Source organism: Moorena sp. SIO3H5 (assembly GCF_010692395.1).
Lineage (GTDB): Bacteria > Cyanobacteriota > Cyanobacteriia > Cyanobacteriales > Coleofasciculaceae > Moorena.
This window is the reverse complement of sequence record NZ_JAAHHS010000071.1, coordinates 1-26181: the sequence shown is the minus strand read 5'-3', so window position 1 is coordinate 26181 and position 26181 is coordinate 1. Positions and strand designations below refer to the sequence as shown.

Genomic DNA, 26181 nt, shown 5'->3' with positions numbered 1-26181 from the left:
TTTTAGGGAACAGGGAGCAGGGAGCAGGGAGCAGGGAATAGGGAATAGGGAATAGGGAGCAGGGAGCAGGGAAGAGGGAAGTCGGAAGTCGGAAGTCGGAAGTCGGAAGTCGGAAGTCGGAAGAGGTAAAAATTTGTGTACCTCATTATACTAAAAACCGTTATATATTTCTCTTATGTAGGACTTACGCACAGAATCCATGGGTAGGGTGGGCAAGGTTTTGCCCACCCTACAGGCAGCTGATTTTCCCATGAGCCAGTATTGGAACAGTCCATCCTGTAACGCACCACCACGTTAAACAGCATGCATTGAGATGCACCCAATTTTGTGTTTGGGCTAGAATTAAGGGTCTTGCCAATTTATGGTGATTGAAACAAATCAGTGTAGTCGCTTTTTTTTAGTATAAATTGTACTTTACAAAAAGCGCGATATGTCAACTAATCCTTTTTGTCCTTGCATCTGTCTCACAGACACCCCACTGGCATTCTAAATTATTAATTCTAAATTATTAATTATTACTTCTCAATTCTTAATTATAAAAATTGTGTAAACTACCCAAGTAAAAACCACTATATTAATCAACATATTAGGGAAAATACTGAAGTCTATAGGATTAACTTTAACTAAAATAACGATAAAACCTACTAACCTGCTCCCTGCTCCCTGCTCCCTGCTCCCTGCTCCCTGCTCCCTTTCCTATACCTTTAAGGATGAAACTACAAACAAGACTGGAATTAGTCATACTAGTCATTTTCTTATGCGGCTGGATCATAGCTGGGTTGATCACCTATGCTGTAGAGCAGCAACATGCTCGTAAGGAAGTTGTTCATACTGCGGAAGTGCTGTTGACTACAGCAGTGGCGGCTAGGGATTACACTACTGATCAAGTTCGACCGTTGCTGCGAGAAGTAGAAACAGAAGAGTTCCTTCCCCAAACTGTGCCCTCCTATGCCGCTCAACAATTGTTCAAGGGTCTGAACCAGCAATATGATGGCTATACCTATGCTGAGCGGGCCCTTAACCCCACCAACCTCAAAGATCTGGCTGAGGGATGGCAAGTGGAGCTGATTCGAGAATTTATCACTCACCCCAATCTCAAGGAAATTATTGGGCAGCGCTCTACCAAGCAAGGACTCAAAAGTGTCTACGTTGCCCAACCGATCCAGATTAAGTCCCAAAGCTGTTTGCAATGTCACGGCAAGCCAGACGATGCTCCCCCAGCCTTGATTAAAACCTATGGTGATGCCAGGGGCTTTGATTGGAAGCTCAATGAGATTGTTGGGATCAGGTTGCTCTCTGTGCCTACGTCAATGCCGGAGAAACAAGCGCGACAGGCTATTTTTTCATTCTTATTGCTCCTAGCCAGCATTTTCTTAATCGCTTACACCACAGTCAGTCTAATCGTCAGGCGCTGGGTAGTTAATCCCCTCAACAGCATTGCTCACTTGGTGGAGCAAATCAGCCTCAGAAAGGTGGAAGGTTCACAATTACCAGATGGTCGCTCTGATGAAATTGGCAAGCTCAGCCAATCCATCAATAGATTGCTGATCAGCTTGAGTAAAGCCCTATCAAACTGCAACTTACCCTCAAGTCACTCTGACGATATCTCTCAAACTAAATGACTGCAAAAAACTTAAGTATTCTCGGCCTCACCGGTCTTTTGCTTTTAGCCTATACCTTTGTGCGTAGCAACCCAGACCTGGTATCAGACTCGATAGTGAAGTACCTACAAATTACGGTATTGGTCTGCGGTAGTATTGTAGTCGTTAATTTTGTTTCCTTTGTGGTAGTTGATGTTTGGTTTGCCCGCTCCCAAGGTAAACAACCCTCAGCCTTGCTCAAGCTAGTTATTTCCCTATTACTCTATGCAGTTTGCTCGGTTTTGATATTAGGAATACTCGGGGAAAACATTGCAGCCTTCTTTACCACCTCAGCATTAATCACAGCAGTGATCGGCTTTGCTCTACAGTCTACTTTAGGTAATTTCTTTTCAGGGGTAGCCCTACGCATTGACCAACCCTTTCAAATTGGTGACCGAGTGATTATCCGTGATGTAGAGGGCGTAATCGAGTCGATCACCTGGCGCTCGATAGCGATACGTCGGTGTACTGGTGAAATGACTTACATTCCTAATGGGTTAATGTCAGATGACTTACTTACGGTGATTCCCACTAAGACATCCACGGTACAACCAGTGATGCGCTCTGTGGAATTTTTAGTTCCTGCTGCTTCTCCTCCCCAACAAGTCATTGATGCTGCCTATGGAGCAGTCCTGAATCAGCCCCACCCTAACATTAACCTTGATAAACCAATTCAAGTCAGGATGTGGGAATATGACTTGGCGGATCCAGGGCTGTTTATCACTTACAAACTTTTCTACTTTCCTAAAAACTACAACCTTGCTCCGCTACACACCGATCGCGAACTCTTACGCCGAGTCTGGTATGGGTTACGCCGTGAAGGATTAAGTCCTAGGTATATTATCCCCTCCCACAAGCAGCACCTAAAACTCCTCAGCTCCATTGAATTCTTCCGCCACTTCAGCCTTGGGGCCCAGAAAATCCTGATCGAATGTGCCAAGCCTCTACTATTTGATGCTGGTGAAACTCTCAGTAGCAAAAATCTGCCCCAAGACGCTATGTTTATAGTAGTTAAAGGCTGCCTAGAGGTAGAGCAACAGGTGGTTATGACCTTGGGCAAGACTACAGTCAAAGCATTCAGTCATAGACCGAAAGCCCAACCCCCTACTCCATTAGATCAACAGGTGATTGAAAGGCTCGCTTATCAGCTAGCTCACTACATCGGTCCTACTGCTTTTTCTGTAGCCCATGAGGCGGCACAGCAGACATCATCTCTGTACTGGCTATACCAACTCTTAGCAGCAGAAATTCACGATCTTGAGCAACGCCAGGAATTCCTCAAGTACTCCCCTCAATTTCCTGTGGAACAGTTACAAGCCGGAGACTTCTTTGGTGAGATGACTCTTTTCTTAGGTAAACCCTTGCCTAAGGTTACCATCACTGCTGCCATGGAGACTGAGATTCTGGTCATCACTCAGGAGTCTCTTACTGAAGCGTTACGGGACGATCACACACTCCTAGATCCCTTGAGCCAGCAAGTTGCTAAGCATCAGAGCAACTATCTGGCTGGAACAATGCAGATGTCTGCCTTAGAGATATTACCAGCAGATGCGATGAAGCTTCGCTTCAGCTGAAAATGCCATGACTTACCCACTCAGATATGTAAAATATCTGTAATCCTCTTTTACCTACTGCAAATTGGTTTAATCTTCTAACAAGAGCAAAATTACAAAGATTACAATCTCTTGAACTGGATTTAACCATGAAAATTGATCATGTTCATTTCTATGTTGAAGATGCTACAGTTTTTTCTGATTGGTTAGTCCACACTCTTGGCTTTCAACGGGTCGCCAGTGGCAGTAGTTACCATACCTACACAGAAGTTGTAAAAAGTGGCTCAATCACGTTTCTTATCTCTTCACCTCTGACATCAGCAAGTCCTATTGCTGAGTTTTTGCGTCTACATCCTCCTGGGGTGGCTGACATCGCTTTTCTAGTAGAAGACCTGGAAGCGGTGATTGAGAATGCGTCCGCTCAGGGAAACCAAGTGGTACAACTACCCCAGGAGCAATTGCAAAGACAGGGACGGCTCAAGTGGAGTAGAATCCCCTCCTGGGGTTCTCTGGTTCATACCCTCGTCGAGCGGGATGGCATCTGTGAGGAATCCTTTTTCCCGGCTCAGTTGAACTGGATCACGAAAACTGCTGATGGTAACCTACCCTCCCTCAGTAGAGAGGCAAACCAAGGCAATAACAATCCTCAGAGCATGTTCACCACCATTGATCATGTAGTACTTAATGTAGCGGTTGGTGAGTTAGAGCGGGCAGTAAATTGGTATCAACACGTGCTGGGATTTTGCCCACAACAACTATTTTCTATTAAAACACAACAGTCTGGTTTATACTCTCAGGTCATGGTTGATCCCACTGGTGAAGTCCAGTTGCCGATCAATGAACCAACCTCTGCTAATTCCCAGATTCAGGAATTTATAGATTTCAATGGTGGACCAGGAATCCAGCATATTGCTCTTAGAACTAGCAATATAGTAGAAGCGATCGCGCAACTCCGTGGTCGAGGTTTGCCGTTTATTGAAGTTCCTTCCAGCTACTACAGCCAGTTGCGGCAAAGACCAGGAGGCTCTAATTTACCTTTACCACCAGCAGAATGGGAAGAAATTGCTAGCAGACAAATTTTAGTAGATTGGCAGCAAGAGTTTCCCCAAGCTTTGTTACTTCAAACCTTCACCAAGCCAATTTTTGGCAAGCCTACTTTCTTTTTTGAAATCATTGAGCGCCGCTTTCAGGCCAAGGGCTTTGGAGAAGGGAATTTTCGTGCTTTATTTGAAGCCATCGAGCGGGAACAGAACAAGCGAGGAAGTTTATCAAGGTAAGCATATGCTTACGTTAATCATAATCAAGGTAAATTTCTCTACTTGGAGGTATTGACAAAATGCCTTAGCTTTTAATTTGTCACCAATATCAAGTATCCGGTAGAATTCTCTGTGTAGTGACAAACCTTACTTTTCTAGACCAGAGAATCATTGGAAGTAAGAGTGGCAAGGTATCGTCTGAGTCAAAACTCCGGGCGCGCTAAGTCCTGTACTCTATAGGTCAAGCTAAGGCAAACAAAGTGGTTTCCAAGGAAACTGTTTAGACTAATGAGTTCCTCATCTTAAACTCAAAAACCATAAAGTGTCATCAAAGGTGAGTTTGAAATGTTAACCGCATTACAACAAAGGAAATTAAAAACATTATTCAATAATATCGATGCCGATTCAGGTGGAACTCTTAACCAAGATGATTTTCATCTGATTTTGAATAAACTGTCTATTTCACGAGGGCTAAAACCTAATTCTTGGCAATATGCTTATCTGCGTTCTATCTTGGTGTCCATGTGGAATAACTTGAGTTTAGCTGATCAAAACAGCGATGCAGAAATCACCCTTGAGGAATGGTTTAACTATTACGACAATCTGATTCACTCAGATGCCTATGAACCCCTTATTCAATTGCAATGTGATGTCTTTTTTGCTTTACTTGATGAAGATGACAATGGAGAAATTAGTCAGCAAGAGTATGTAGATTTGGTCAGTGCCTATGGTGTTGATGCTAGTTGGGCAAGGGAAAATTTTTGTCACCTCGATTTGAATAGTGATGGACATATCTCTCAGGAAGAGCTTTTCACCTTGATGGATGAATTTTTCCGCAGTGATAATCCAAAATCTCCGGGAAATCACTTTTGGGGTTCCTATTAAATTTTAACCGTATTAATCTCAGCTATTTTCCATGGCTCTAATTCGACGTTCAGAGATGACCAAATTTTATTGTCCAATAGATGTAGAACTCAATAAGACTGGATAAACCTCTTGTCATTTCGTTACTCCTGGGGTTCTTACACCACAAGGGATCCCCACATTATTTCCTATACCACTTGGGAAAACCCATCAACTATTTCTTCCAAGGAAACTTGGTACCCATCTCAGTTAGGGCAGAAAATACCAGATACAGGATCAGTAGACCAACAGTAGCTAGAAACAAAACAATATCATTATCCATATAGAAAAGGGAACAGGGAACAGGGAACAGCGATGCAGCGCGGTCTTGGGGGTTTCCCCCATGAGCGACTGCATCAAGACGGGAACAGGGAACAGGGAGCAGGGAGCAGGGAACTTCTGATCAAAATTATCTCAATTCCTACACGGATTGCTTAATCAAAGCTCTTCTCAGCCAATAACTATCCAGCCAATTCCTGCTTAAGGTTTTTAAAGATCGCGATCGCGTAGCGTGACCAAAGGTCAATCGCAAAGCGGTTGCAAAGAAACATCGCGCTCACCGGTTCTCATAATAATAACGTACACAGGATTTTGTCCCGATTCCCGATTACCGATTCCCTCCTAAACTCTCAAACGCCTTTCAATCCCATTCTCCCAACAATCACACATCTCCTGAACTGTCACCTCAATCACAGACTGACCATTTCCCGCCAGTACTCGTAAACCAGCATTTTCCCCTTGAACAACACCCAGTTGTTGCCAATATTCCTCATCCCCTAACTGTTCTTTTAGATAAGATTCCCAACTTGTTTGCTGTTGAGGACTCACAGAAACCAGAATCCGACTCCCCCCCTCACCAAATAGCACCTGATCCCAGCGTAGGTCTAGCGACTCGGAGCTATCGCCTAGAGTAATGTCTGCCCCCAACTTACCTGCGATACAGGATTCAGCCAAAGCAACTACTAATCCCCCTTCAGCACAGTCATGAGCAGAATTTACCCAACCTTGACCGATACCCTCTCGCGTTACGGTTTGGACACGACGCTCTAAATCAAAATCCACTACTGGTGGCTTACCCGCAACCATGCCATGAATCGTTGCCAGATACTCCGAAGCGCCTAATGTAATTTGGGATTTAGTTTGGGATTGACTATTGTCCCAGTATTTAGTCCCCAATCCTAATAAATAGATTAAATCCCCTTCAGCTTGCCAACCTTGACCACAGGTTTTAGTAATATCAGCAATTAATCCCACCATCCCTACCACTGGGGTAGGGTAAATCGACTGAGGATTCCCCTCACTATCAATGGTTTCGTTATACAAGGAAACATTCCCCCCAGTCACAGGAGTGCCCATTTCCCGGCAAGCCTCTGCTATTCCTGCACAAGCCGAAGCCAGTTGCCAGTAACCCACAGGCTTTTCTGGAGAACCAAAATTCAGATTATCCGTCACGGCCAAAGGTTCTGCACCCACACAGCTGAGATTCCGTGCTGCTTCTGCTACCACAGCTTTTGCCCCTTCATAGGGGTCAAGATAAACATAACGGGAGTTACAATCGACCGTTGCCGCCACACCAGCATTAGAGGTTACAGATCGAAGGTTAGCAGGTTGAAGGTTGGTAGGTTGAAGGTTAGTAGGTTTAAGGTTGGTTTCAGGTTTAAGGTTAGTAGGTTGAAGGTTGGTTTCAGGTTGAAAGTTGGTTTCAGGTTGAAGGTTAGTTTCAGTTGAAGGTTCAACATTCAACCTGTCAACATTCAACCTTTCAACCTTCAACCTTTCAACATTCAACCCTTGTGGGCGTAACCGAATCACCGCAGCATCAGCATTTCCTGGCAGAATTAAGGTATTGTTCTGGACTTGGTGGTCGTACTGCCGATAAACCCAACGTTTCGAGGCAATAGTAGGAGTATCTAGGAGTTGACCTAGGATGTCATTCCAAGTGTGATGTTTGCCGTTAATCTCAATACCTGTAACATTACAGGGAGGGAGGGATTCCCCATCCCATTCCCAAGCCTTCAATGCATAGTCTGGTGGTTCTGTCAATAGCTCGCGCTGATAAATTGGAGTATTATCGGCTAGAGCAGTAGCTGGGATTTCTGCTGCTACCTCTCCTTGGAACAAAATCCTCACCAAAGGTTCTTCGATTACCGTACCTGCTACCACAGCATGGAGTCCCCAACGGTGGAAAACATCTATCAGTTCTTGTTCTCGACCCTTGTGGGCAACAAACAGCATTCGTTCTTGGGATTCCGACAGCAGGTATTCATAAGGCACCATACCGGTTTCTCGCGCTGGCACCAGGTCTAAATCGAACTCAATACCCAAGCCTCCTTTAGCTGCCATTTCTGAAGTCGAACAGGTTATGCCAGCCGCTCCCATATCTTGAGCAGCTACTACCGCACCGGTTTGAAATGCCTCAAGACAGGCTTCAATGAGAGACTTTTCTAGAAACGGGTCCCCCACTTGCACCGCTGGACGGTCATCTAGGGATTGATCCGTCAGTTCCGCACTAGCAAAACTTGCCCCTCCCATGCCATCTCTACCGGTAGTAGACCCGACATAGAGCACAGGATTTCCAACCCCAGAGGCTCCAGAGGTAACAATTTCCGGAGTTTCCATCAGTCCCAGAGCCATAACATTGACTAAGGGATTACCAGTGTATGCCCGGTCAAAGTAAACTTCTCCCCCTACTGTAGGGACACCAACGCAATTGCCATAGTGACTGATTCCTGCTACTACCCCATTAAACAATCGTCTAGTGTTGGCATTATCCAAAGTCCCAAAGCGCAGAGAGTTCAAGACCGCAATGGGGCGAGCTCCCATGGTAAAAATATCCCGTAGAATCCCCCCTACTCCGGTAGCAGCTCCTTGAAACGGTTCTACCGCTGAGGGGTGATTGTGGGATTCAATTTTAAAGGCCAGTTGTAGCCCATCACCCAAGTCTACAACACCAGCATTTTCTCCAGGACCGAGTAGAATACGTTTGCCTTCTGTGGGAAATTGCTTGAGTAGAGGACGGGAGTTCTTGTAGCAGCAATGTTCCGACCACATCACACCGAACATTCCCAGTTCAGCTTTATTGGGATGACGCCCTAGGCGCTGGACAATTTCTTCATATTCAGAAGGGGTTAACCCTTCAGCAGCAATCTCTTCTGGGGAAAAGGAGGTCGAGGAATTAGTCGGCATATCACTCTGGGCGCAAACGGCACAGAAATTATTTTATAGAGTTATTGCTATCAATAGCTAGACTTCTTCGACTCCTTTGGATTTTTGCGTTCGCGAAGCGGTTCCAAAGGAACATGGCGTATCAGCTATCAGCTATCAGCTATCAGCGATTAGCGCTACGCACAAGCTACTTGAGTGGCTATTGGCCAAAGGCTGAGTGCTGACTGCTTAGCGCTGACTGCTTAGCGCTAACTACTTACTACGGCAAACTGTGGCTTACCTTACCAATTCCTTTGCCACAATAAAATCACCCACGTGGGTAATGTCTCGGATATATTCCCCGTATTACTCTGTAAGCATAGCTGCAACTTACAATCTTATCACCCCTAAAACCGCAGCTCTATCAATAAGCACTATTAATCTATCTATTGGAGGCAAACCCATTATGTCTAGAAATTTTGATCATATAGCCTACTCTGTATCCACCCTAGTTTATCAATACAATTCCTATAGTCCAAACACAATCGAATACGTTTTATTCAATCAAGGACTCCTAGCCGGTCTGGAAAGACAAACCGAAGCTAGCGACAGTCCAGTTTACCTAGAAGGATATGAAATAGGACAGACCTATTAAGCTGTTCTCGAGGTTTCCTAACTCCATCCCACTTTGCCCGTTCGGCAATGGTGTTAAGGCGAGTTCTGCTACTAGCAGATTTTCCCCTCTCCTCAACGACTAGGGACAGGGCTAGGAACTGGCGGTCTATCCTAGATGCCATCACCATTACAACGAGCGGACTAATTACTATTGCCTGCATTTTAGCGAGTAAATTCCCGATTAACAGGAAATTACTAGGGTATTAACAAAGACTTAATTGTCTGATCCAGAGTCAACCTCACAAAGCTTTTAGAGACAAATTATACTAGGGTAATTTCCTTTAATTTTGAATCAATTGTACTTGACAAAAAGTGAAATGTATGAAATATTAATTCACCTCCCAGTCATACCGAGTTGCATTCAAAGAAAGTAGATGGGGAGATGGGGGAGATGGGGAGATGGTGGAAAGAGAAAGTATCAATCCTGGATCAGACTACGAATTTCTCTAACTTGTTCGATATACTCCCGATCATTCCAAACCGGTACAACTCCCTGGTAAGAAATCGGTTCAACTAAATCAATCCATGAGCGACAGCCTCCGTACTCTTGGTGGTAGGGAGTGATCACAGGCTCAGGTAACTGATAAGTGCGCAAAAGCAGTACATATAAAGGTTGACGTGGCTTCCACTTCAAGCGCTCACTGGCAAATTGTTCATTCCAAATATGATAGGGTAGCAGAGCAGCAACAGTGGATTGCTCCGTTACTGGCAAAATATCAGTAATAGACGCCCAGCTACCAATCCGAACAGTTTCCGGATGCCAACCTGAGGGCACAGGTTTCACAACTCCCGCATAGTCAGGTTTAAGCAAATTAGGCTTTTGATGCTCATAGGTAGGGTAGAGTAAAACCTGGTGGTGAGCGACACTGAAGCAGTTGCCCTGTTCACGAATACCGCCTTTGCGTAACAGCATAATTGTTTTGCCTGCTTCTAAGGCATCAACCGCAACAGCCCATTCTTTCAGGGCATGGGTAGTAGTTGAGAGCATAAATTTAGTAATCGAAATTTTCTGATCACAATAAAATGTTTGCGTTTTCCTAGGATAGGATGCCAAGATTACTCTCAGTAGGGAATAGGGAGTAGGAAGTAGGCAGTAGGCAGTAGGGAGTCGGGAGTCGAGAGTCGGGAGTCGGGGTAAGACAATTGAATGTACCATCTCCCCATCTCCCCATCTCCCCATCTCCCCATCTCCCCACACTCCCGATTCCCGATTCCCGATTCCCTGTTCCCTTTGCTATACCAACCACCCATGAGTAATTCTGAAGCAAACAATCGTAAAACTATTAACAAATTCGCCATTGTAGGAGGAACCCACGGCAATGAATTTACTGGTGTATACCTAGTCAAAAAATTTGAGAAGTTTCCAGAATTAATTACTAGACCTAGTTTTAAAACCTTGACAAGAATAGGTAATCACCAAGCCTTTAAAGCCGCCAGGAGATATATTGATACAGACTTAAACCGCTGCTTTGCTAAACGTGACCTGGAAAATCCTGAGCTTTCTTTCCTAGAACAAACCAGAGCCAAAGAGATGGCTCAAACCCTAGGGCCAAAAGGCAATTCCCAGGTAGATTTTATTCTAGATTTGCACAGTACCAGTGCTAATATGGGGTTTACGATCATTCTCGTCAACAACGACCCCTTTAATTTACAACTCGCTGCTTATCTGAGTTCCCTGGACCCCTTAGTTAGGGTTTTAAGTTCCATTGAAACAGGTAGAGAAAATACTTTTGTAAACTCTCTATGTAATTTCGGGTGTTCTATTGAAGTTGGTCCCATTGCACCAGCTAGTCTTAAGGGCGATATTTTTCAAAAAACTGAAGCCTTAATTCACGCCACGTTAGATTATATTGAAGACTATAATAACAGTAAACTATTATTAAAAACTTATCCTCTAACCATTTATCACTATTTCAAAGTAGTTGACTATCCCAGAAACGAAGCTGGTGAACTAGAAGGTATGATTCATCCTCAGCTCCAGGGCAGAGATTATCAAGAACTCAATCCTGGTGACCCCATGTTTCTTACCTTCGATGGCACTACAATTTACTATGAAGAAGAAGCCACGGTTTGGCCAGTATTTATTAATGAAGTTGCTTACTATGAAAAAGGAGTAGCAATGTGTTTGACTAAAAAAGAGATAGTTAGGGAGTAGGGAATCGGGAATCGGGAATCGGGAATCGGGAAAGAAATGGGGAGATAGGGTGATGGGGAGATGGGGAGATGGGGAGATGGGGAGATAGGGAGATGGGGAGAATACAGAATTTTATTGCTGATCAAACTCTTGTTAATTCATAATTATAGCGTTTTGCCTATAGCTTAAGTAGAATCCCGATTCCTGACTCCCAATTCTAAATTCTAAATTCGCGCATTCTAAATTCTAATCCGTATTCCCTACTCCCTACTCCCTACTCCCTACTCCCTACTCCCTAACTTGACTCTTTAATCCCTGCTGCAATATTTCTAAAACTTTGGCTAAGTTTCCGGCTAATAATGCAGCTTTATCTAACCATAATCCCGGGAAAATTTCTGAACAAAGTATGCCCTCAGGATTGGGTTCCAGTTGAGTATATTCCCCTTCAGTTAACCGAAACCAATCAAATTCACCATCATCAACTCGCCATACCAAATACTCTTGTACCCCATTACGGCGATAAACGTTTAATTTTTTGTGTAAATCAATAGAAACACTGCTAGCCGCAATTTCAACAATTAACTCCGGCGCACCTTCTACATAATCATCCTCAGTAATAATTGATTGTCCATCTTGTTCTATTCTCAATAACGCATCAGGCTGCACTTCGTTATCATCATTCAGCCGCACAGTTGTGTTATCCAGTGTTTCTACTCCTGGCCTACTTGCTTCATAGGTTCCTAACCATGTCATAATCCGAGAATGGGGTTTGCCATGTTTTTTGGCTCGTACAGGAGATGCCATGTAAACAATTCCTTCAATTAATTCGGCTTTTTTTAAATCAGCCATAGCAGAATAGCGACGCTCAAATTCCGCAAGGGTTAGTTGATCCCCATTTTCTAAAGGAGGAATAGTGGAGTCCCGAGTAATTGTGGCAGTTGATGTGATCATTTTCGGCTCTACTTTATTTGTTATTTAATATGGAATAGGGAACAGGGAAAGTGTGGGAAGTTTGGGGAGATGGGGAGATAGGGAGATAGGGAGATGGGGAGATAAGGAGATGGGGAGATGGGGAGATGGGGAGATGGGGAGAATAGAGAATTTTATTGCTGATCAAACTCTGATTAATTGATAATTACTAATTATAGCGTTTTGCTTGTAGCTTAAGTAGAATACCGATTCCCGATTCCCGATTCCCGATTCCCGATTCCCAATTCTAAATTCGCGCATTCTAAATTCGCGCATTCTAATCCGTATTCCCGACTATTGAAAACTGATTTATTCCTTCGGCAACCATTCGATATCCAGTAATTCGTCAAGACAGTAGGGACATTCTGAAGGAAAAGTTATGGAATTCTGAGTTTTTATCTTAACAAATCCTAGGGCATCGTTATAGATAGAACTTAGTTCATCATTTAGATAATTACGGAGATTAGTAGTCAGTTTTCGTTTGAGTTGAATTCGGAAGTTATAGATCTCCCCTTGCCAGTGAACTGCATTATATTCAGATTCAGTTGTCCAATAGTGCAGTAATAATAAATGACGGATAACTTGTTATAAAAGGCTAGCTACAGCATTTTTCTTCTCTCTCCCCAAATCCTCTAACTCCTCAATTAAGTTATCCCAATCTAGTTGATTAAATTCTTTATTTTTCAGTAGCTTAATGGTTTCTTCTAGCCATTGGTCATCATCAATTTCGTAGAGATTTTTTAAATTTAAGCTACTCATAGTATAGCGATTTTAAATTCGGTGACCTAAAAAGTTATGGGTTTTAGGGAACAGGGAACAGGGAACAGGGAACAGGGAAAGAGTGGGAAGAGTGGGGAGATGGGGAGATGGGGAGATGGAGATGAGGAGATGGGGAGAATAGAGAATTTTATTGCTGATCAAACTCTTATTAATTAATTATAGCGTTTTTCCTATAGCTTAATTAGACTACCGACTACCGATTCCCGATTCCCGATTCCCGATTCCCGATTACCAATTCCCTAAAACCCAATAATTTGTAACTCACCCAAGTAATAATTGCTATATATCAAAAACTGCCGATACTTTCAAATTAATATCCTTAAATCCAGGAGATAACACTAACTCATCACCGGAAAAGCTACCCACTTCTGTATAAGTATTACCCTTCAGTTCTAAGACCAGGATAGTTTTAGTTTCTGGATCCACAATCCAGTATTCAGGAATAGCACAATCCTGATATTGGATTCTTTTGGCAATATAGTCTCGCTCTCGTTGTAATTCTCCCGGGCTAACCACTTCAACCACTAATAAAGGCGGTGACATCGACAGGCGAATGGTATTTCGCTTTGATAATTGTTGAATATGCTCTTCTCGGATAATGGTCAAATCCGGATAACGGTTTTTCGGTTCACCTCTAACTTCTAATTCTAATCCTTGCCCTCTGACTCTACGATGACCTACAAGTAAAGAAAACCTAATCAATAAAAACGTAGCAATTTCAATATTAACTCCAGACTCTGGAGGTATTTCAATTAACTCTCCATTAAATAACTCATAGAAGTTTTCAGAGTTATCATTGTATAATAAATACTCGTCAAAGCTTTTAAATTTATGGGTCAGTTCTACCATCAGATTGACCACCTTAGCCAATAGTGTTCCCTCTACCTTACTTTAGCAAAGGGAACAGGGAACAGCGGATCTGGAAACAGGGAGTGAAACCCAACAAAGCCAGTAGAAATCTTGGGTTTATTTACGAAACCTAAGCTACACGCTGATACCCGATTCTGGTGGGCAGCTGGTGGGCAGTGGCTGATGATAGCTTTACGGCTGTTGGCCAATTCCCTTGCTAGCCACTGCCCACCCTACGATTAATTTCCCTCCCCATGTCACCATCTCCCCATCTCCCCCTGTCATGCATGTTTCAGATGCGATTGGCCGTAGGCCACGCCAAAGGCGATGGGCGTTTCGCCAAAGGCCACGCTTTCAGCGAACGGCTTTGGCGAAACGCCCCGCTTTCAGCGATCGCTTCCATCTTCAGGGTGCATCTAATTATTGCTGTTTGACCCAGTGGGTGGAACCGGCATCTTGTCGTGGAACAGGCATCTTGCCTGTTTCCTCCCTTGGAATCTGCATCTTGCCGGTTATCAATATTCATGGCAGGCAGCATGCCCACCCCACTCCTATTCATGCCGCCTCTGATATCAAGGCTTCTGCCAAAGATATAAAGCCAAAAAGAAGCCTGCTCCACAATACCACTGGGGTAGCAAGCTTCTCGACCGTCAGACCTAGGTTTCCAGTGCCACTCAACCTTCTGGCAGGACCTCTGCCCGCCAAGCACGCCCCCCGTGGTTACCTAAAACGAGGAACGGGGCACAGGTAGCTCGCCAATAAACCCCGCGCAAATCGTGCGCCATCCGATATCAAAAAGGGGTTTTGACGTTTTGATCAGATGGTTGTAAATTTAGGGGACTACTCCGCGTCGTCTCCTGCAAAAGGAATGAAATAGCCATTAGAAATTTGGGCTGCACAGTACTGGGAGAGAGACTCGGAGACTGACTCCTCATTTTGCCTTGCCACCCCGTTACGAGAAACAGGAGCAGTCTGCTTGGGGGTTAGTTTTTTCTTGGGCATGGTTTCATCTCCATAGAATTAAACTTTCTGTGGTTTAGCTTATTGAGTTGGCTCACCCTGTGTCAATAAGTTTTTTTTTACGTTTTGTTACGTCGGGAGTCGGGAGTCGGGAGTCGGGAGTCGGCTGATGGGGTGATGGGGTGATGGGGTGATGGGGTGATGGGAAGTTAGAATTTAGAATGCGCGAATTTAGAATTTAGTAGATTAATCGTAGGGTGGGCAGTGGCTGTTGCCTGAAATTGGCTAGCAGCCGTGAAGCTATCATCAGCCACTGCAAAAATAACTATGTAATTAAAACGCAAACCGTTAGGGAAACCAATCGTCATCCAAAGCTTGTGTGAGATAAATATCCGCTTCTGGAGGAAGTACAAACAGTTTAGAAACAGATTTTACAGCACTGGGATAGGCTTTGTTGTAGAAATTTTCCAGTTGAGGACGAAGGCTAGGACTATCCTCAATAATAGTTTTAATTTGAGCGCGAAAGTTAACCACTTCAGCCGCCCAATGATTCCTATTTTTTTCTTGTTCAGACTTCCAATAAGCTAGTTTCAGCAGGTGTTCTAAAAGACGGTTTAAAAGACTCAATAATGCCCGTTTTTCACTTTTACCCATGCTTTCAATTTCTTCAATTAAATTCTCCCAGTCCACTTCACTAAAATTACGGTTTCGGAGATTTTCTACCGTTTCGTTTATCCATTGATAGTAGTCAGTGTCATAAGATGTGTATGGTTTCATTATTTTAGATACTCATGTTATTTCCGAGTTTTAGGGAATCGGGAGTAGAATCGTAGGGTGGGAAGTGGCTACCAAAGAACTTGGCCAGGGAAGGTGAAGCTATGATCAGCCACTGCCCACCAAACAGGAACTCAACAGGTATCAATGGAATCGTAGGGTGGGAAGTGGCTACCAAAGAACTTGGCCAGGGAAGGTGAAGCTATGATCAGCCACTGCCCACCAGCCAGAACTTTTTTAGTCTATCTCTCAAGGATTGGCAGATGCGAGTCACGCTTCAATGGGTAGATCTGTTGGTTTTACCTATTAGCTTAAGAATTCTAAAATTTTCCATAAAACCACGGATGACCAAGGATAGCATGTTAGTTAAACTGTTATCGATTGTCGGCATTCGTTAAATGCTTAAGGACAAAGTACTCACAACAACGACGGACGATGATTTCTGTAATTATCCCTACTTACGGACGGGAAGACCCTTTGCGGGATACCCTAGAAGATGTCCTGAAGCAAGACTACCCTGCTTTTGAAGTACTGGTTGTTGATCAAACTCGAACCCACAAACCAGAAATTCAATCCTATTTAGAGCAGCTAGCTAATACTGGAAAGATTCGCTGGTTGCGGGTTGATTGGGCGAGTTTACCTGGGGCAAGAAATTATGGGGTAAGGCGAGCATCCGGGGACATTATTGTGTTTATCGATGATGATATCAAGATGCCACCGGGGTATTTAACTGCTCACGCTCGTAACTATGAACAATCCCCAGAGATTGGGGCAGTAGCAGGACGAGTATTTGACCGGATGAAGTTAGCAGAGAAAGGAGCAGCAGTAGATACCCCTACTCCCTCTTACACCATTGAAGACTTGCCTAAGGAGGCCATGGACCCTGGCATTGCATGGTATTACATAGACTTAGTCCATACCGTGAAGCCTCAACGGGTGATATCAGCCCGAGGCTGCAATATGTCTTTCCGCCGGGAAATTTTTACCAAGTACGGGCTGCACTTTGATGAACAGTTCCGGGGCAGTGCGGTTCGTGAGGAGTCGGATTTTTGTTTGCGATTTCGCCGCACTGGTTATCAAATTTGGTATGACCCAGATGCTTGTTTAGTCCATTTAGGGGAAGAAACTGGGGGGTGTCATGATATTAGTACGCGATCGCTTGAGTATCAGTTGACCTTTTATCACAACCATTTCCTGATGGGGATGAAAAACCTTACCCTTAGTGAACAGCTACGGCTCTTTGGTCGTCTATTTGATTGCCACGTCTTAGGGAATCCTCCTTGTAATAAAAGTGGTTCCCCGATCAAAATTATTAGCCGCGCTGGTTTCTACATGTTGGGATTTTTAAAAGCACTTGGTACACGGATTAAATCTATTTGGGATGATGGTCAAATTTATACTCGACTAGACAATCTCACAAGTTAACGTTAACCAGTTAAACCTTATAAAGGCGAACAATCTTTAACCGTTAACTGTCAAAAAATTACCCATGAAAATCTTAGTTGCTAGCCACTCGTATATTGTTGACCTTAACTGCGAGAAGTTACGAACACTCGCTCAGTTAGAACCTAACATTGAGGTAACTGTTGTCGTTCCCCGGCGCTGGCGTCCTGGTGGTGTCCAAAATCGCATCATTGAAACCCAACCCCGTGAGGAAGGTTCATTTCGGGTCGTACCAGTATCTAACTTTAGTGAAAATAATCAGGGACTGCTGACCTTTGGGCTAGATATTATCCCTTTATTAAAACAGTTTCAACCCGAAATTATTCAAGTGGAACAGGGAGCTAAGGCATTAGGTTATGCTCAGTTTATTACCCTGAATAAGCTATTGGGACTGAAGGCAAAAAACCTATTTTTTACTTGGTGGAATCTGCCCTACCAAGTAAAATTTCCGGTCTCTGTGTTGGAAGGGTATAACCTGGGTCATACCGATGGACTGATTTGTGGGAATCAGGATGGGGTAGAAATCCTGCGACAACATGGTTATAACGGACCAGCTAAAGTAATGCCCCAATTGGGGATAGATGAAAGCCTATTTAGTCCCCAAGCTCAGCCAGAGCTAAAACAGCAGTTGGGAATTCAACCCAATGAGTTTGTGGTGGGATTTGTGGGACGGTTTGTAGAAGAGAAGGGATTACTGACTTTAGGTAAAGCCCTAGCCGGTTTATCTGGGATGGAGTGGAAATGCTTGCTGCTAGGCCGTGGTCCCCTCAAGCCGATATTGATGGAAAAGGCGGCAGAATGGGGAATTAAAGACAAGTTAATTTGGATTGAGAGTGTTCCCCATGACGAGGTACCTCGTTATATTAATGTGATGAATACTCTGGTGCTACCATCAGAGACTAATTACAACTTTAAAACCTTAACTAGTGTAGGTTGGAAGGAACAGTTTGGTCATGTGCTGATTGAGGCGATGGCATCTAAAGTACCAGTAATTGGTTCCGATTCTGGAGAAATTCCCTATGTGATTGGGGATGCTGGGTTGGTGTTTCCTGAAAAAGATGAGTCGGAGTTACGACATTGTTTACAGCAGCTAATCAAGCAACCAGAGTTGGCTGAAAAATTAGGAGATTTGGGTTATGCACGGGCAATGGAGCAGTATACGAATAAGGCGTTAGCTAAACAGCTGTTGGATTTTTATCAGAAATTAATGAAGAATTAATTCTTAATTCTTCATTATTCATTCCTACCTCTATGGACTGTTTTCACCCATTTCAACCGTTTAGGACGCACAGACATCCGAGCGGTAGTAGCAGCCATCACGAGCATCCAGTGCAATAGATAAAGGTTTCCCCTCAAGGTCTGCAACAGAGGAACCAACAGGCTAGAAACACGTAATCGTCGATATTGATTGGTGCGGCGCAGCCCGACAAACATGCTAATCACTGATACGGTGACAGTTAGACAAGTAATGGGACTAAAAATAGGTAGACGGTTACGGGCAATAGCCATCAAACAGTCTGGTACAGCAGCAGTGGGCAAAAAGTACTGGAGGACCAAGTAGGTAAATAAATCTAGAGTTTTCCGCAAACCTAGGCGGTTACTTACAATTAAACGCCAGTAATCGAGATAGCGCTGGTACCCTCCTTCTGCCCAACGGTTCCGTTGATGCCAGAGTGCGATCGCACTGGTGACTCCTTCTTCTTCTACTGGCGGGTAATTGAGAAAGCCAATATCCCACTGATCAAGGTGTAGGCGAATAGTTAAATCTAAGTCGTCGGTGATAGTTTCTTCATTCCAGGCACCGCAACGCTGTAGTGCGGAACGTCGGACAAACTGACCATTGCCCCGCAATTCACCAATCCCACCCACTGCTATACGTTGCTGTTGGAAATAACTGTCGAGAGCCATTTCTGCCATTTGCCCTCGTGTCCAAAAATTCAGTGGTGCATTTGCGATCGCTTTTCTGACCTGCACTGCACCCACTCGCGGGTTATTAAATAAGGGCAACACCCGCTGCAGCATATCTTTGGGAACTTTAGCATCTGCATCAAATACTGCTACAATCTCCCCTTTAGTTAAACCCAGTACCTGATTTAGTGCTCCTGATTTCCCTCCTCCGGCATTAGCACTCCGGTGCAGTACCTTCAACTGGTCGTATGTTGCTGCTAACTTATCTAAGATTTCTGGTGTTTGGTCAGTACTGTAATCGTCAATTACCCACAGTTCATACTGATTTTTGGGGTAGTCTAATTGACACAGAGACTGAACTAAATTACTGATGACACTTTCTTCATTTTTTGCTGCTACTAGCAGAGACACAAAGGGAAAATCGTCTTTCTCTTCATCTAAAGAGGGTTGAGGGGTTTTTAACGGTTTAGCCAGCAAGAATCGTAGGCAATGAATTCCTAAGATCGTTGTTAAGCTCAAGCTCACCCAGATCCCCCAAGACACCAAATGCAGTGCTATTGTCATGCACCACACTATGGTTAAAACTAAAGCTGCTTTGCGTCGGCGTCCTTCTAGTCCCTGGAAAAATAAGGTAGTTTCAAACTCTTCCTCTGACAAGTTAGACAGCATAGAGCCAAGTTGGTTCAGCTCTTGGCTTGGCGCTTTTTCTGACCAGGAATTCTCCGACATAAGCTATTTACTGCAACTACCAACGAAGGCCACTAATGCCTTATTCTATCCGAAAGTGTTACAAAATTGTTAATTTCTATCAAGGAAGGTATAGTTTAGGACACAACATCTCATCTGGGGTGTCCAGGTAATAGGGAATAGAAACATTTGTTAACTTTTACTTGGATTGCTATCGACTATTTTCAATAGGGTTATCTTTTAGCTTAAGCGTGTCTCAAGCTTCAAGCCTCAAAGCTAATCCCTATCATTAATAACAGCTAGAGTTCCCGCTATAAAACTCTGGCGACAGGCATGACGCTGAATCTTACCACTAGATGTCTTGGGAATAGTACCTGGTTTGAGCAATAGAGCAGTATGAACCTGCAAATCGTGATGTTGTAATACTGCTCGTCGGATTAACCGGATTAACCCTTTGGTATCAAGGGCATGGTCTTTCGCTCCATTACCAGGATCAGAAGCAGCTAGCCGAGTCGATTTCCAATAGCTACGTTCTACCTCAGCAATCACCACTAACTGTTCCTCACCAGCAATATTAACTGAAAATCCTGCCGAACAGGTCGGTCTGAGCAAGGAGTGAGTGTTTTCTACGGTCCATTCAATATCTTGGGGATAGTGGTTACGACCATTGATAATGATCAGATCCTTGAGACGACCAGTAATAAATAATTCACCGTCGAGCATGAATCCCAAGTCACCGGTACGCATAAATGACTCCTCCCCCATCGATGCTAGAGTTACGCCAAAGTTCTGTTGTGTTGCTGCCGCTTGATTCCAGTAACCTTGGGCAATGCTTGGTCCTGAAACCCAGATTTCTCCGACTTTTCCTGGGTCACATGGGGTTAAGGTTTCAGGATGGACAATTACAATCTGCTGGTCTGGCAGACTTTGACCACAGCCTACTAAGGTAAGGCTATCTTCTTGTTCAAGACTAGCTGGCACAACGTGATTTTGCTCTAGTGCTGCCCCCTCAACTGTTTTTAAGACAATTGGAACGCTTTTGAGACCACCAGAAACCATTAAGGTAGCTTCAGCCATGCCATAGCAAGGGTAGAATGCTTCTCGGCGGAAGCCACAGGACTCAAATTTAGTGGCAAACCGCTCCAAGATAGCGGAGTTAATTGGCTCAGCTCCGTTAAAGGCAATATCCCAACTACTCAAATCCAAGTTTGTTAGTTGTTCTGGTTTGATTTTCCGTACGCATAAGTCGTAAGCAAAGTTTGGTCCGCCACTGCTGGTGGCTCGATAGTGGGAAATCGCTTTTAACCAGCGGATTGGACTTTGCAAAAACATCAACGGGGACATCAGTGTAGCTGGAAAACCGCCGTATAGAGGTTGGAGGATGCCACCAATCAGACCCATGTCATGGTACATCGGTAACCAACTCACCACACTGCTGTGGTCAGTGTGCTCAAAATACTTATAGATAGCAGCTGAATTATGGACTAGATTGCTGTGGCTAATCATTACTCCCTTCGGCTGAGCAGTTGAACCAGAGGTGTATTGTAGAAAAGCCAGGGTGCTACCATCTATAGCTGGTTGCTGCCATGATTGAGCTAAGTTGCGGTTGATGTTTTCTGTGGCTACCCACTGCAGTGTCTTAAGTTCTGGAGCCTGAGTAAACCGGCGCTCTAAATTAGACAGGATTGCTTGGGTAGTTAGGGCTATCCTTGCCTGGGAATCCTTGACAATTCCCTGAACACGGACAAGGGAGCGATTGGGTCTAGGAGGATAAGCGGGCACAGCTACAACCCCAGCGTACAAACACCCGAAAAATGCACAAATATAGTCTAGACCAGGAGGATAAAGGAGTAGGGCAGTTTCTCCTGGGGAATATATTGATTGCAGGTGAAACGCGATCGCTTGGGCTTGTTGCTCCAACTGTTGGTAACTCAGAGTGACCCGTTCGGTTTCTCCATCCACCAAAAAGGTATATGCGATCGCATCTGGCTGGTTAACTGCTCTATAGCGCAGGATATCAACTAACGTGGCTGCTTGGAGAATATTTTCTGACACCTTTTACACAAAAAAACTTATTAACTTTTTCAGCATATGCGCGTAGCCCATATGCTCTCAGCCTTTGGCTTTCGTCTTTGGCTGATAGCTGTTCGCGAAGCGTGGCCAACGGCCTTTAGCTGATAGCTGATAGCTTAATGTTTACACCCACACTCTTGGAGGAAATTCCCTATTTCCTAGTTACACAAATTTGCTGCCCCGAGGCCATCCAAACAACTGTAGTTTGTAAAATAAATTGGGGAACAAAGCAAACAGGTATTTGAATATTTTAAAGCTAAAAGGCTCATCATAAGTTCCCACCCATTCTTTGTTTTTCTCAATCCAGCTGGCGATTGTATTAGCCACTTTTTCAGCAGGAGGAGCAGAATTGACTCGGTTGGCTCGGATTTTATAACCTTTTTCATTGAGACGGTTCACTGGTGCCCAAGCCAAGGGACCGCTGATCACACCAGGACGGTAAAGCCTCATGCGAATTTGATTATTGCTGGCGTGGTAAACGATTGGTCCAACACCTGACCAGTAATAGTGCAAAGCGATTTTACCAGAATGATAGACTGGACCAAAACAAGAAGGGCTACCATCTGCAATCGAACCAATAGCAACCACATCCAGGGGTCGCTCGCGCTTTAGCTTGGCTGCTTCCAGGGCTACCAATGCTGGCCAACTGTAGTTAACACGATTCATCGATTCTACTATCTCAACCAGTGGCACTCCTCCATCCCCTACCTCAGTTTCGATTTGTCCTGCATTCAGGATAATCACATCGGGGTCATACTCAAGCAACTTTTGGGCATCCTCAAGGGTTTGTTGTTGAGACACACACAATGTATTGAAAAAGTTACCTTCGAGGTTTTCTTGACGGGTGACGCCAACTACTTGCCAACCACGATTGATGTACTCTTGACCTAACGCACTGCCGAGGGTGCCGGAAATTCCTGTGATTACAACAGTTTTCATGTTAACAAGTCTCCTTAATATAATCTGCCACTCGCAGTGCATTAGCTACAATGGTTAAACCAGGACTAACCCCCAACGAGGTTGGCATAAATCCACCATCCACAACAAATACATTGTCATGATCGTGCAAACGGCAGTATGGGTCAAGCACTGATGTTTTGGGATCGGTTCCAAAACGTGTGGTGCCCACTTGATGGGCTGTATGACGATCATCTTTATCCCCGGTGGCACCAAACATAAATACTACCCCGGCATTGCTCATCACTTTCTTGAGCTGGCGCATATAGTAACGGGAGCGGTAAATATCGTAAGGATGAAATTTGTGGACTAGATGGATCGCTCCTGTGTTGCTAACTTCTACCCTATTTTCGGGTTGGGGTAAGTCTTCGACAAAACCTGTCATCGCCAGTATCCGTTTGAGTAGGAATTTTGCGATCGCATCTGGAATCGGTACTGGTAAATTTTCTTGTATGCTCAGATGCCCAGGGATTGGCACGGTTTGGGAATACCCGAGCTTATGGGGAAAATCCCCTGAACCAAAATAAAGATCCGTGAAGCCTAACTGCTTGATGAAGGTATCTGCGCCACCGGTAGGTTTGGTAAACAACCCAGCGGCCAAAGCACCACAATGGTACATATAATTTCTGCCAACCTGACCACTACGACCAGTTAAGCCAGATTTGATCAGTATTACTGGGCTACCGATAGCTCCAGCTGCTACAATATAGGTTTTAGCTTTTAGCGTTTCGATTGTACCACTATCGCGCCAGCGAAGTTTTACACCAACCACCTTACCCTGAGGGTTGGTAACCAAGCACTCTGCTTCTGTATTCGTTTTTAGCTGGAGATGGTAATTGCTGACGGCTTCATCAATAGCACATACCAATGTCGAAGCACGAGACTCATTGGGGCAGTAGTAGCCTGGACATTTAGGACAGCGAAGGCAATGGTTAAAGTCTATGCCCAGGGGTAAGTGGAAGGGAGTAAATCCAGCTTTCTCAATCCCCCGCTCCAATTTCTGATTGATCGGCTCAAGGGGAGGAGTCTTGGCTGGATAGCTGTGAGCTGGTGTTTCTAGATGGAGGATTTTATTAGGATCATCTCCAGCAACATGGAATAATGACTCGGCCTGATCGAAATAGGGGGAGAGTTGATCATAAGTAATTGGCCAATCCCAGAGGTGACGTGGTAGCCATTCACTATAGTACTTGCCAGGATGGAAATCATTGCGGCTCGGACGCATCAACACTGCACCATACAGAGAAGTCCCACCACCAAGAATTCCGCCAATAAACAATCGGGTATTACGCCCATTAACCTCGATGGTGCGGTCATCAAAAGCTGCCATGTCGATCAGCATTCGTTGCTCGTCCTGGTAAGGCTCACTGTCAATGAATCGGTTACCACGCTCAACCAGTAAAACCTGCTTACCAGCTTTAGCTAGCGCTAACGCAACAGTTCCTCCACCAGCTCCGCTACCAATGATGATGGCATCAAAATCGTTTGTCATACCGTAAAGGGAACAGGGAGTAGGGAGTAGGGAATCGGGAACAGGGAGTAGGGAGCAGGGAGCAGGGAGCAGGGAGCAGGGAGTAGCGATGCAGCGCGGTCTTGGGGGTTTCCCCCATGAGCGACTGCATCAAGACGGGAGTAGGGAGTAGGGAATCGGGAACAGGGAATAGGGAACAGGGAACAGGGAACAAAAATTATCACAATTCCTACACGGATACCTATAAAATTTATCAATTCGGTGAGGTACTTACGCCCTTGGGGTTTTTTAGGGAGCAGGGACTAAGGCCATGGGTCACGCTTTCAGCAAAGACGACGCTGCGCTTTCCCGTAGCCTGGCCTACGGCCAAACGCGAACGGAGTAGGGAGCAGTAAAGAAAAGGGAAAAATTCTTTGTACCTCTGCAGTCTTGATGCAGCAAGTATGATAAAAGCGATGCATCGCTATTCCCGATTCCCGATTCCCGATTCCCGATTCCCGATTCCCTATTGCTTCATTGTCGAGCAAACACCTTATCTAAACGTTCTTCCCATTTTTTCTGATTAGCCATAGCCTCTTGAACGAAGGGTGACCAAGCAATTAGTTTAATAAATAATAGATTAATCCATGAAGCAGGAAAACCGAGGGGTCTAACAATATCTAGAAATAAAACCACCCGCATCCCATCGGTTTCATTCCATACCTCATGGCGGAAGCTATCATCAAACATCATTGTTTTCCCTTCTTCCCAATAGCGAATGTCGTTACCAACACGAATCCGACAATTTTCCTTCGGTTCAGGAACACGTACTCCTAGAAGACATCTGATCACCCCTTTATAAGGTCCCCTATGTTCAGGGATATGCTTACCTGGTAATAGGATTGAAAAAAATGCCGTTTTCATGCCAGGAATTTTTTCAATTATACGAGTAGTTTCCGGACATTTTTCACAATTTTGTTTAACTTTGATTCCATAGCCATAAAAGCCATAGGTTTTCCAACCATTATCTGTGCTGATATACTCGGCTTGGTCTGGGGAAATATCTTGGAAGTTGGGTAGAGTATCTCTATATTTCAAGACTTGCTCTAGCTCTTGGCGAATCGTCATCCATTGGGATTCTAACTCGGGCACCCAATCAAATTGGTAAGGATCAAAGAATGTTGAATTACCAATTAATGAATAATTAGTCATTAGCTTTTCCAACTTGTAGATAAGTGGTCTACCAATACCATATATCAGGAAATCCCTAGCTTTTTCCTTTGCTTTTTCCTTAAGAGCGTCTAAAGAACGTTTCATGGTTAATTATTTTAGCTGCGCTTAGAGGGATATGTTACCATACCTAATTATTTTTTTTACTGGTTGCTAAAAAAATTAATAAATTCCTAGTGATGGTCGGAATTAGTCACTGGTGATTGGTAATCTTTCACACATTTAATAATTCCAATAACTTAAGCATTCAGCAGTCAGTAGTCAGCAGTCAGTGGAAACCCCCGTGTCTGCCACTGGATTGCTTAAGCGCGCATCACCGATTGCGCTACGCGCTTAAGCTGACCCAATAACAACGTTAGGATTCTGATGAAGCAACATTCAACTGACTCAACAGATCGGTAATACTACGCTGTTGAAGTTGACTCTGTCGCCATTGACCTACTGCCTCTAAAGTGTCATCAAGAAATCGCAGCCGACATTCCCGACGTTTAATCTTGCCACTAGAGGTCTTGGGAATACTTCCGGTTTTCAGCAGCACAATGCCATAAACATCAGCAATATGCTCTTGGGCTACTGCTTGACGAATCGCTGCCACTACTTCATCAACCACTAAGTGTCTCAGGTAACTCCGCTTGATCTCTTGAGCAATAACTAATCGTTCTTCCCCGTCTAAATCTACGGAAAACGCGGCACTAGCGTTGGGTCGCAGGGCTGGATGACTCTTCTCAACAGTTGCTTCAATATGTTGGGGATAGCGGTTGTTGCCCCAGAGGATCATCAATTCTTTGAGGCGACA

The 26181-nt window shown here is 44.3% G+C and carries 27 protein-coding genes and 2 pseudogenes; 11 read left to right on the top strand and 18 right to left on the bottom strand.

Features of this window, described 5'->3' with window-relative positions:
• Positions 1-2 precede the first annotated feature (2 nt).
• Positions 3-146, bottom strand: a complete 144-nt coding sequence (locus F6K52_RS10925) for a hypothetical protein (RefSeq protein ID WP_293077288.1) — start codon at positions 144-146, stop codon at positions 3-5.
• A gap of 564 nt (positions 147-710) precedes the next feature.
• Here F6K52_RS10925 and F6K52_RS10920 point away from each other — a divergent pair.
• The 5 genes from F6K52_RS10920 to F6K52_RS10900 all read left to right on the top strand — a co-directional run bounded on the left by F6K52_RS10920 (position 711) and on the right by F6K52_RS10900 (position 5790).
• Positions 711-1622, top strand: coding sequence for a DUF3365 domain-containing protein (locus tag F6K52_RS10920; protein ID WP_293077286.1), 912 nt, complete (start codon positions 711-713; stop codon positions 1620-1622).
• Positions 1619-3214 (top strand): mechanosensitive ion channel domain-containing protein, encoded by a 1596-nt coding sequence (locus tag F6K52_RS10915; RefSeq protein WP_293077284.1) that lies wholly within the window; start codon positions 1619-1621, stop codon positions 3212-3214. Before F6K52_RS10920 ends, F6K52_RS10915 begins: the two co-directional genes overlap by 4 nt.
• A gap of 128 nt (positions 3215-3342) precedes the next feature.
• Complete coding sequence (gene hppD / locus F6K52_RS10910; protein ID WP_293077282.1) at positions 3343-4470, top strand: 4-hydroxyphenylpyruvate dioxygenase; 1128 nt, start codon at positions 3343-3345, stop codon at positions 4468-4470.
• A 324-nt stretch (positions 4471-4794) separates the two neighbouring features.
• Positions 4795-5334: a hypothetical protein gene (locus F6K52_RS10905; protein ID WP_293077279.1), complete on the top strand. Its 540-nt coding sequence runs from the start codon at positions 4795-4797 to the stop codon at positions 5332-5334.
• Positions 5335-5667: 333 nt separating this feature from the next.
• Positions 5668-5790 (top strand): hypothetical protein, encoded by a 123-nt coding sequence (locus F6K52_RS10900; protein WP_293077276.1) that lies wholly within the window; start codon positions 5668-5670, stop codon positions 5788-5790.
• Between the two features lie 183 nt (positions 5791-5973).
• On the opposite strand, the gene purL is transcribed toward F6K52_RS10900, so the two are convergent.
• Complete coding sequence (purL, locus tag F6K52_RS10895) at positions 5974-8538, bottom strand: phosphoribosylformylglycinamidine synthase subunit PurL (RefSeq protein WP_293077274.1); 2565 nt, start codon at positions 8536-8538, stop codon at positions 5974-5976.
• A gap of 424 nt (positions 8539-8962) precedes the next feature.
• Here purL and F6K52_RS10890 point away from each other — a divergent pair, with 424 nt between their 5' ends.
• Positions 8963-9151 (top strand): hypothetical protein, encoded by a 189-nt coding sequence (locus F6K52_RS10890; protein WP_293077273.1) that lies wholly within the window; start codon positions 8963-8965, stop codon positions 9149-9151.
• 438 nt (positions 9152-9589) lie between these two features.
• Here F6K52_RS10890 and F6K52_RS10885 read toward each other — a convergent pair whose 3' ends face one another.
• Positions 9590-10351, bottom strand: a complete 762-nt coding sequence (locus F6K52_RS10885; protein WP_364417075.1) for a DUF1802 family protein — start codon at positions 10349-10351, stop codon at positions 9590-9592.
• A gap of 69 nt (positions 10352-10420) precedes the next feature.
• Here F6K52_RS10885 and F6K52_RS10880 point away from each other — a divergent pair, with 69 nt between their 5' ends.
• On the top strand, positions 10421-11326 hold the full coding sequence (locus tag F6K52_RS10880; protein ID WP_293077292.1) for an aspartoacylase: 906 nt from the start codon (positions 10421-10423) through the stop codon (positions 11324-11326).
• A 267-nt stretch (positions 11327-11593) separates the two neighbouring features.
• On the opposite strand, the gene F6K52_RS10875 is transcribed toward F6K52_RS10880, so the two are convergent.
• Together F6K52_RS10875 and F6K52_RS10870 are read right to left on the bottom strand one after the other, a co-directional pair.
• Complete coding sequence (locus F6K52_RS10875) at positions 11594-12256, bottom strand: Uma2 family endonuclease (protein WP_293077271.1); 663 nt, start codon at positions 12254-12256, stop codon at positions 11594-11596.
• A gap of 327 nt (positions 12257-12583) precedes the next feature.
• Positions 12584-13033: pseudogene (locus F6K52_RS10870) on the bottom strand (DUF29 domain-containing protein).
• A gap of 36 nt (positions 13034-13069) precedes the next feature.
• Between F6K52_RS10870 and F6K52_RS10865 the strand changes: the two are divergent.
• Positions 13070-13210, top strand: coding sequence for a hypothetical protein (locus F6K52_RS10865; protein ID WP_293077269.1), 141 nt, complete (start codon positions 13070-13072; stop codon positions 13208-13210).
• Between the two features lie 123 nt (positions 13211-13333).
• Here F6K52_RS10865 and F6K52_RS10860 read toward each other — a convergent pair whose 3' ends face one another.
• Positions 13334-13903 (bottom strand): Uma2 family endonuclease, encoded by a 570-nt coding sequence (locus tag F6K52_RS10860; RefSeq protein ID WP_293077290.1) that lies wholly within the window; start codon positions 13901-13903, stop codon positions 13334-13336.
• 32 nt (positions 13904-13935) lie between these two features.
• On the bottom strand, positions 13936-14112 hold the full coding sequence (locus F6K52_RS10855) for a hypothetical protein (RefSeq protein WP_293077267.1): 177 nt from the start codon (positions 14110-14112) through the stop codon (positions 13936-13938).
• Positions 14113-14117: 5 nt separating this feature from the next.
• Here F6K52_RS10855 and F6K52_RS10850 point away from each other — a divergent pair, with 5 nt between their 5' ends.
• Complete coding sequence (locus F6K52_RS10850) at positions 14118-14654, top strand: hypothetical protein (protein ID WP_293077265.1); 537 nt, start codon at positions 14118-14120, stop codon at positions 14652-14654.
• 89 nt (positions 14655-14743) lie between these two features.
• Here F6K52_RS10850 and F6K52_RS10845 read toward each other — a convergent pair whose 3' ends face one another.
• The 3 genes from F6K52_RS10845 to F6K52_RS10835 all read right to left on the bottom strand — a co-directional run bounded on the left by F6K52_RS10845 (position 14744) and on the right by F6K52_RS10835 (position 15785).
• Positions 14744-14905, bottom strand: coding sequence for an anacyclamide/piricyclamide family prenylated cyclic peptide (locus F6K52_RS10845; protein ID WP_293077263.1), 162 nt, complete (start codon positions 14903-14905; stop codon positions 14744-14746).
• A gap of 306 nt (positions 14906-15211) precedes the next feature.
• Positions 15212-15640 carry a DUF29 domain-containing protein gene (locus F6K52_RS10840; protein WP_293077261.1) on the bottom strand — a complete coding sequence of 143 codons (429 nt, stop codon included), beginning with the start codon at positions 15638-15640 and terminating at the stop codon, positions 15212-15214.
• Between the two features lie 4 nt (positions 15641-15644).
• A complete protein-coding gene (locus tag F6K52_RS10835) occupies positions 15645-15785 on the bottom strand; it encodes a hypothetical protein (RefSeq protein WP_293077259.1) in 141 nt (46 codons plus the stop codon).
• Positions 15786-16072: 287 nt separating this feature from the next.
• Between F6K52_RS10835 and hpsN the strand changes: the two genes are divergently transcribed.
• Both hpsN and hpsO read left to right on the top strand, forming a co-directional pair.
• Positions 16073-17062, top strand: coding sequence for a hormogonium polysaccharide biosynthesis glycosyltransferase HpsN (gene hpsN / locus F6K52_RS10830; protein WP_293077257.1), 990 nt, complete (start codon positions 16073-16075; stop codon positions 17060-17062).
• A 64-nt stretch (positions 17063-17126) separates the two neighbouring features.
• Positions 17127-18299 (top strand): hormogonium polysaccharide biosynthesis glycosyltransferase HpsO, encoded by a 1173-nt coding sequence (gene hpsO, locus F6K52_RS10825; RefSeq protein ID WP_293077255.1) that lies wholly within the window; start codon positions 17127-17129, stop codon positions 18297-18299.
• A 14-nt stretch (positions 18300-18313) separates the two neighbouring features.
• Here hpsO and F6K52_RS10820 read toward each other — a convergent pair whose 3' ends face one another.
• The 8 genes and pseudogenes from F6K52_RS10820 to F6K52_RS10785 form a co-directional block, all read right to left on the bottom strand.
• Positions 18314-19717, bottom strand: a complete 1404-nt coding sequence (locus tag F6K52_RS10820; protein WP_293077253.1) for a glycosyltransferase family 2 protein — start codon at positions 19715-19717, stop codon at positions 18314-18316.
• Positions 19718-19951: 234 nt separating this feature from the next.
• Positions 19952-21730 (bottom strand): fatty acyl-AMP ligase, encoded by a 1779-nt coding sequence (locus F6K52_RS10815; RefSeq protein WP_293077251.1) that lies wholly within the window; start codon positions 21728-21730, stop codon positions 19952-19954.
• 180 nt (positions 21731-21910) lie between these two features.
• Complete coding sequence (locus F6K52_RS10810; protein WP_293077249.1) at positions 21911-22687, bottom strand: SDR family oxidoreductase; 777 nt, start codon at positions 22685-22687, stop codon at positions 21911-21913.
• Position 22688: 1 nt separating this feature from the next.
• On the bottom strand, positions 22689-24197 hold the full coding sequence (locus F6K52_RS10805) for a GMC family oxidoreductase (protein ID WP_293077247.1): 1509 nt from the start codon (positions 24195-24197) through the stop codon (positions 22689-22691).
• Entirely contained in the window at positions 24194-24400 is a 207-nt protein-coding gene (locus F6K52_RS10800; RefSeq protein ID WP_293077245.1) for a hypothetical protein, read from the bottom strand. Before F6K52_RS10800 ends, F6K52_RS10805 begins: the two co-directional genes overlap by 4 nt.
• A 99-nt stretch (positions 24401-24499) precedes the next feature.
• A complete protein-coding gene (locus F6K52_RS10795) occupies positions 24500-24703 on the bottom strand; it encodes a hypothetical protein (protein ID WP_293077243.1) in 204 nt (67 codons plus the stop codon).
• Positions 24690-25472, bottom strand: coding sequence for an aspartyl/asparaginyl beta-hydroxylase domain-containing protein (locus tag F6K52_RS10790; RefSeq protein ID WP_293077240.1), 783 nt, complete (start codon positions 25470-25472; stop codon positions 24690-24692). Before F6K52_RS10790 ends, F6K52_RS10795 begins: the two co-directional genes overlap by 14 nt.
• Before the next feature lie 268 nt (positions 25473-25740).
• Positions 25741-26181 (bottom strand): annotated as a pseudogene (locus tag F6K52_RS10785) (AMP-binding protein); the annotation flags it as partial.

What these genes read in the sequence shown, in the direction of transcription:
- F6K52_RS10925 (WP_293077288.1), bottom strand. Translation starts at nt 146, where the DNA reads ATGAGGTACACAAATTTTTACCTCTTCCGACTTCCGACTTCCGACTTC.
- F6K52_RS10920 (WP_293077286.1), top strand. Translation starts at nt 711, where the DNA reads ATGAAACTACAAACAAGACTGGAATTAGTCATACTAGTCATTTTCTTA.
- F6K52_RS10915 (WP_293077284.1), top strand. Translation starts at nt 1,619, where the DNA reads ATGACTGCAAAAAACTTAAGTATTCTCGGCCTCACCGGTCTTTTGCTT.
- hppD (WP_293077282.1), top strand. Translation starts at nt 3,343, where the DNA reads ATGAAAATTGATCATGTTCATTTCTATGTTGAAGATGCTACAGTTTTT.
- F6K52_RS10905 (WP_293077279.1), top strand. Translation starts at nt 4,795, where the DNA reads ATGTTAACCGCATTACAACAAAGGAAATTAAAAACATTATTCAATAAT.
- F6K52_RS10900 (WP_293077276.1), top strand. Translation starts at nt 5,668, where the DNA reads ATGCAGCGCGGTCTTGGGGGTTTCCCCCATGAGCGACTGCATCAAGAC.
- purL (WP_293077274.1), bottom strand. Translation starts at nt 8,538, where the DNA reads ATGCCGACTAATTCCTCGACCTCCTTTTCCCCAGAAGAGATTGCTGCT.
- F6K52_RS10890 (WP_293077273.1), top strand. Translation starts at nt 8,963, where the DNA reads ATGTCTAGAAATTTTGATCATATAGCCTACTCTGTATCCACCCTAGTT.
- F6K52_RS10885 (WP_364417075.1), bottom strand. Translation starts at nt 10,351, where the DNA reads ATGGGGAGATGGGGAGATGGGGAGATGGTACATTCAATTGTCTTACCC.
- F6K52_RS10880 (WP_293077292.1), top strand. Translation starts at nt 10,421, where the DNA reads ATGAGTAATTCTGAAGCAAACAATCGTAAAACTATTAACAAATTCGCC.
- F6K52_RS10875 (WP_293077271.1), bottom strand. Translation starts at nt 12,256, where the DNA reads ATGATCACATCAACTGCCACAATTACTCGGGACTCCACTATTCCTCCT.
- F6K52_RS10865 (WP_293077269.1), top strand. Translation starts at nt 13,070, where the DNA reads ATGGGTTTTAGGGAACAGGGAACAGGGAACAGGGAACAGGGAAAGAGT.
- F6K52_RS10860 (WP_293077290.1), bottom strand. Translation starts at nt 13,903, where the DNA reads ATGGTAGAACTGACCCATAAATTTAAAAGCTTTGACGAGTATTTATTA.
- F6K52_RS10845 (WP_293077263.1), bottom strand. Translation starts at nt 14,905, where the DNA reads ATGCCCAAGAAAAAACTAACCCCCAAGCAGACTGCTCCTGTTTCTCGT.
- F6K52_RS10840 (WP_293077261.1), bottom strand. Translation starts at nt 15,640, where the DNA reads ATGAAACCATACACATCTTATGACACTGACTACTATCAATGGATAAAC.
- hpsN (WP_293077257.1), top strand. Translation starts at nt 16,073, where the DNA reads ATGATTTCTGTAATTATCCCTACTTACGGACGGGAAGACCCTTTGCGG.
- hpsO (WP_293077255.1), top strand. Translation starts at nt 17,127, where the DNA reads ATGAAAATCTTAGTTGCTAGCCACTCGTATATTGTTGACCTTAACTGC.
- F6K52_RS10820 (WP_293077253.1), bottom strand. Translation starts at nt 19,717, where the DNA reads ATGTCGGAGAATTCCTGGTCAGAAAAAGCGCCAAGCCAAGAGCTGAAC.
- F6K52_RS10810 (WP_293077249.1), bottom strand. Translation starts at nt 22,687, where the DNA reads ATGAAAACTGTTGTAATCACAGGAATTTCCGGCACCCTCGGCAGTGCG.
- F6K52_RS10805 (WP_293077247.1), bottom strand. Translation starts at nt 24,197, where the DNA reads ATGACAAACGATTTTGATGCCATCATCATTGGTAGCGGAGCTGGTGGA.
- F6K52_RS10790 (WP_293077240.1), bottom strand. Translation starts at nt 25,472, where the DNA reads ATGAAACGTTCTTTAGACGCTCTTAAGGAAAAAGCAAAGGAAAAAGCT.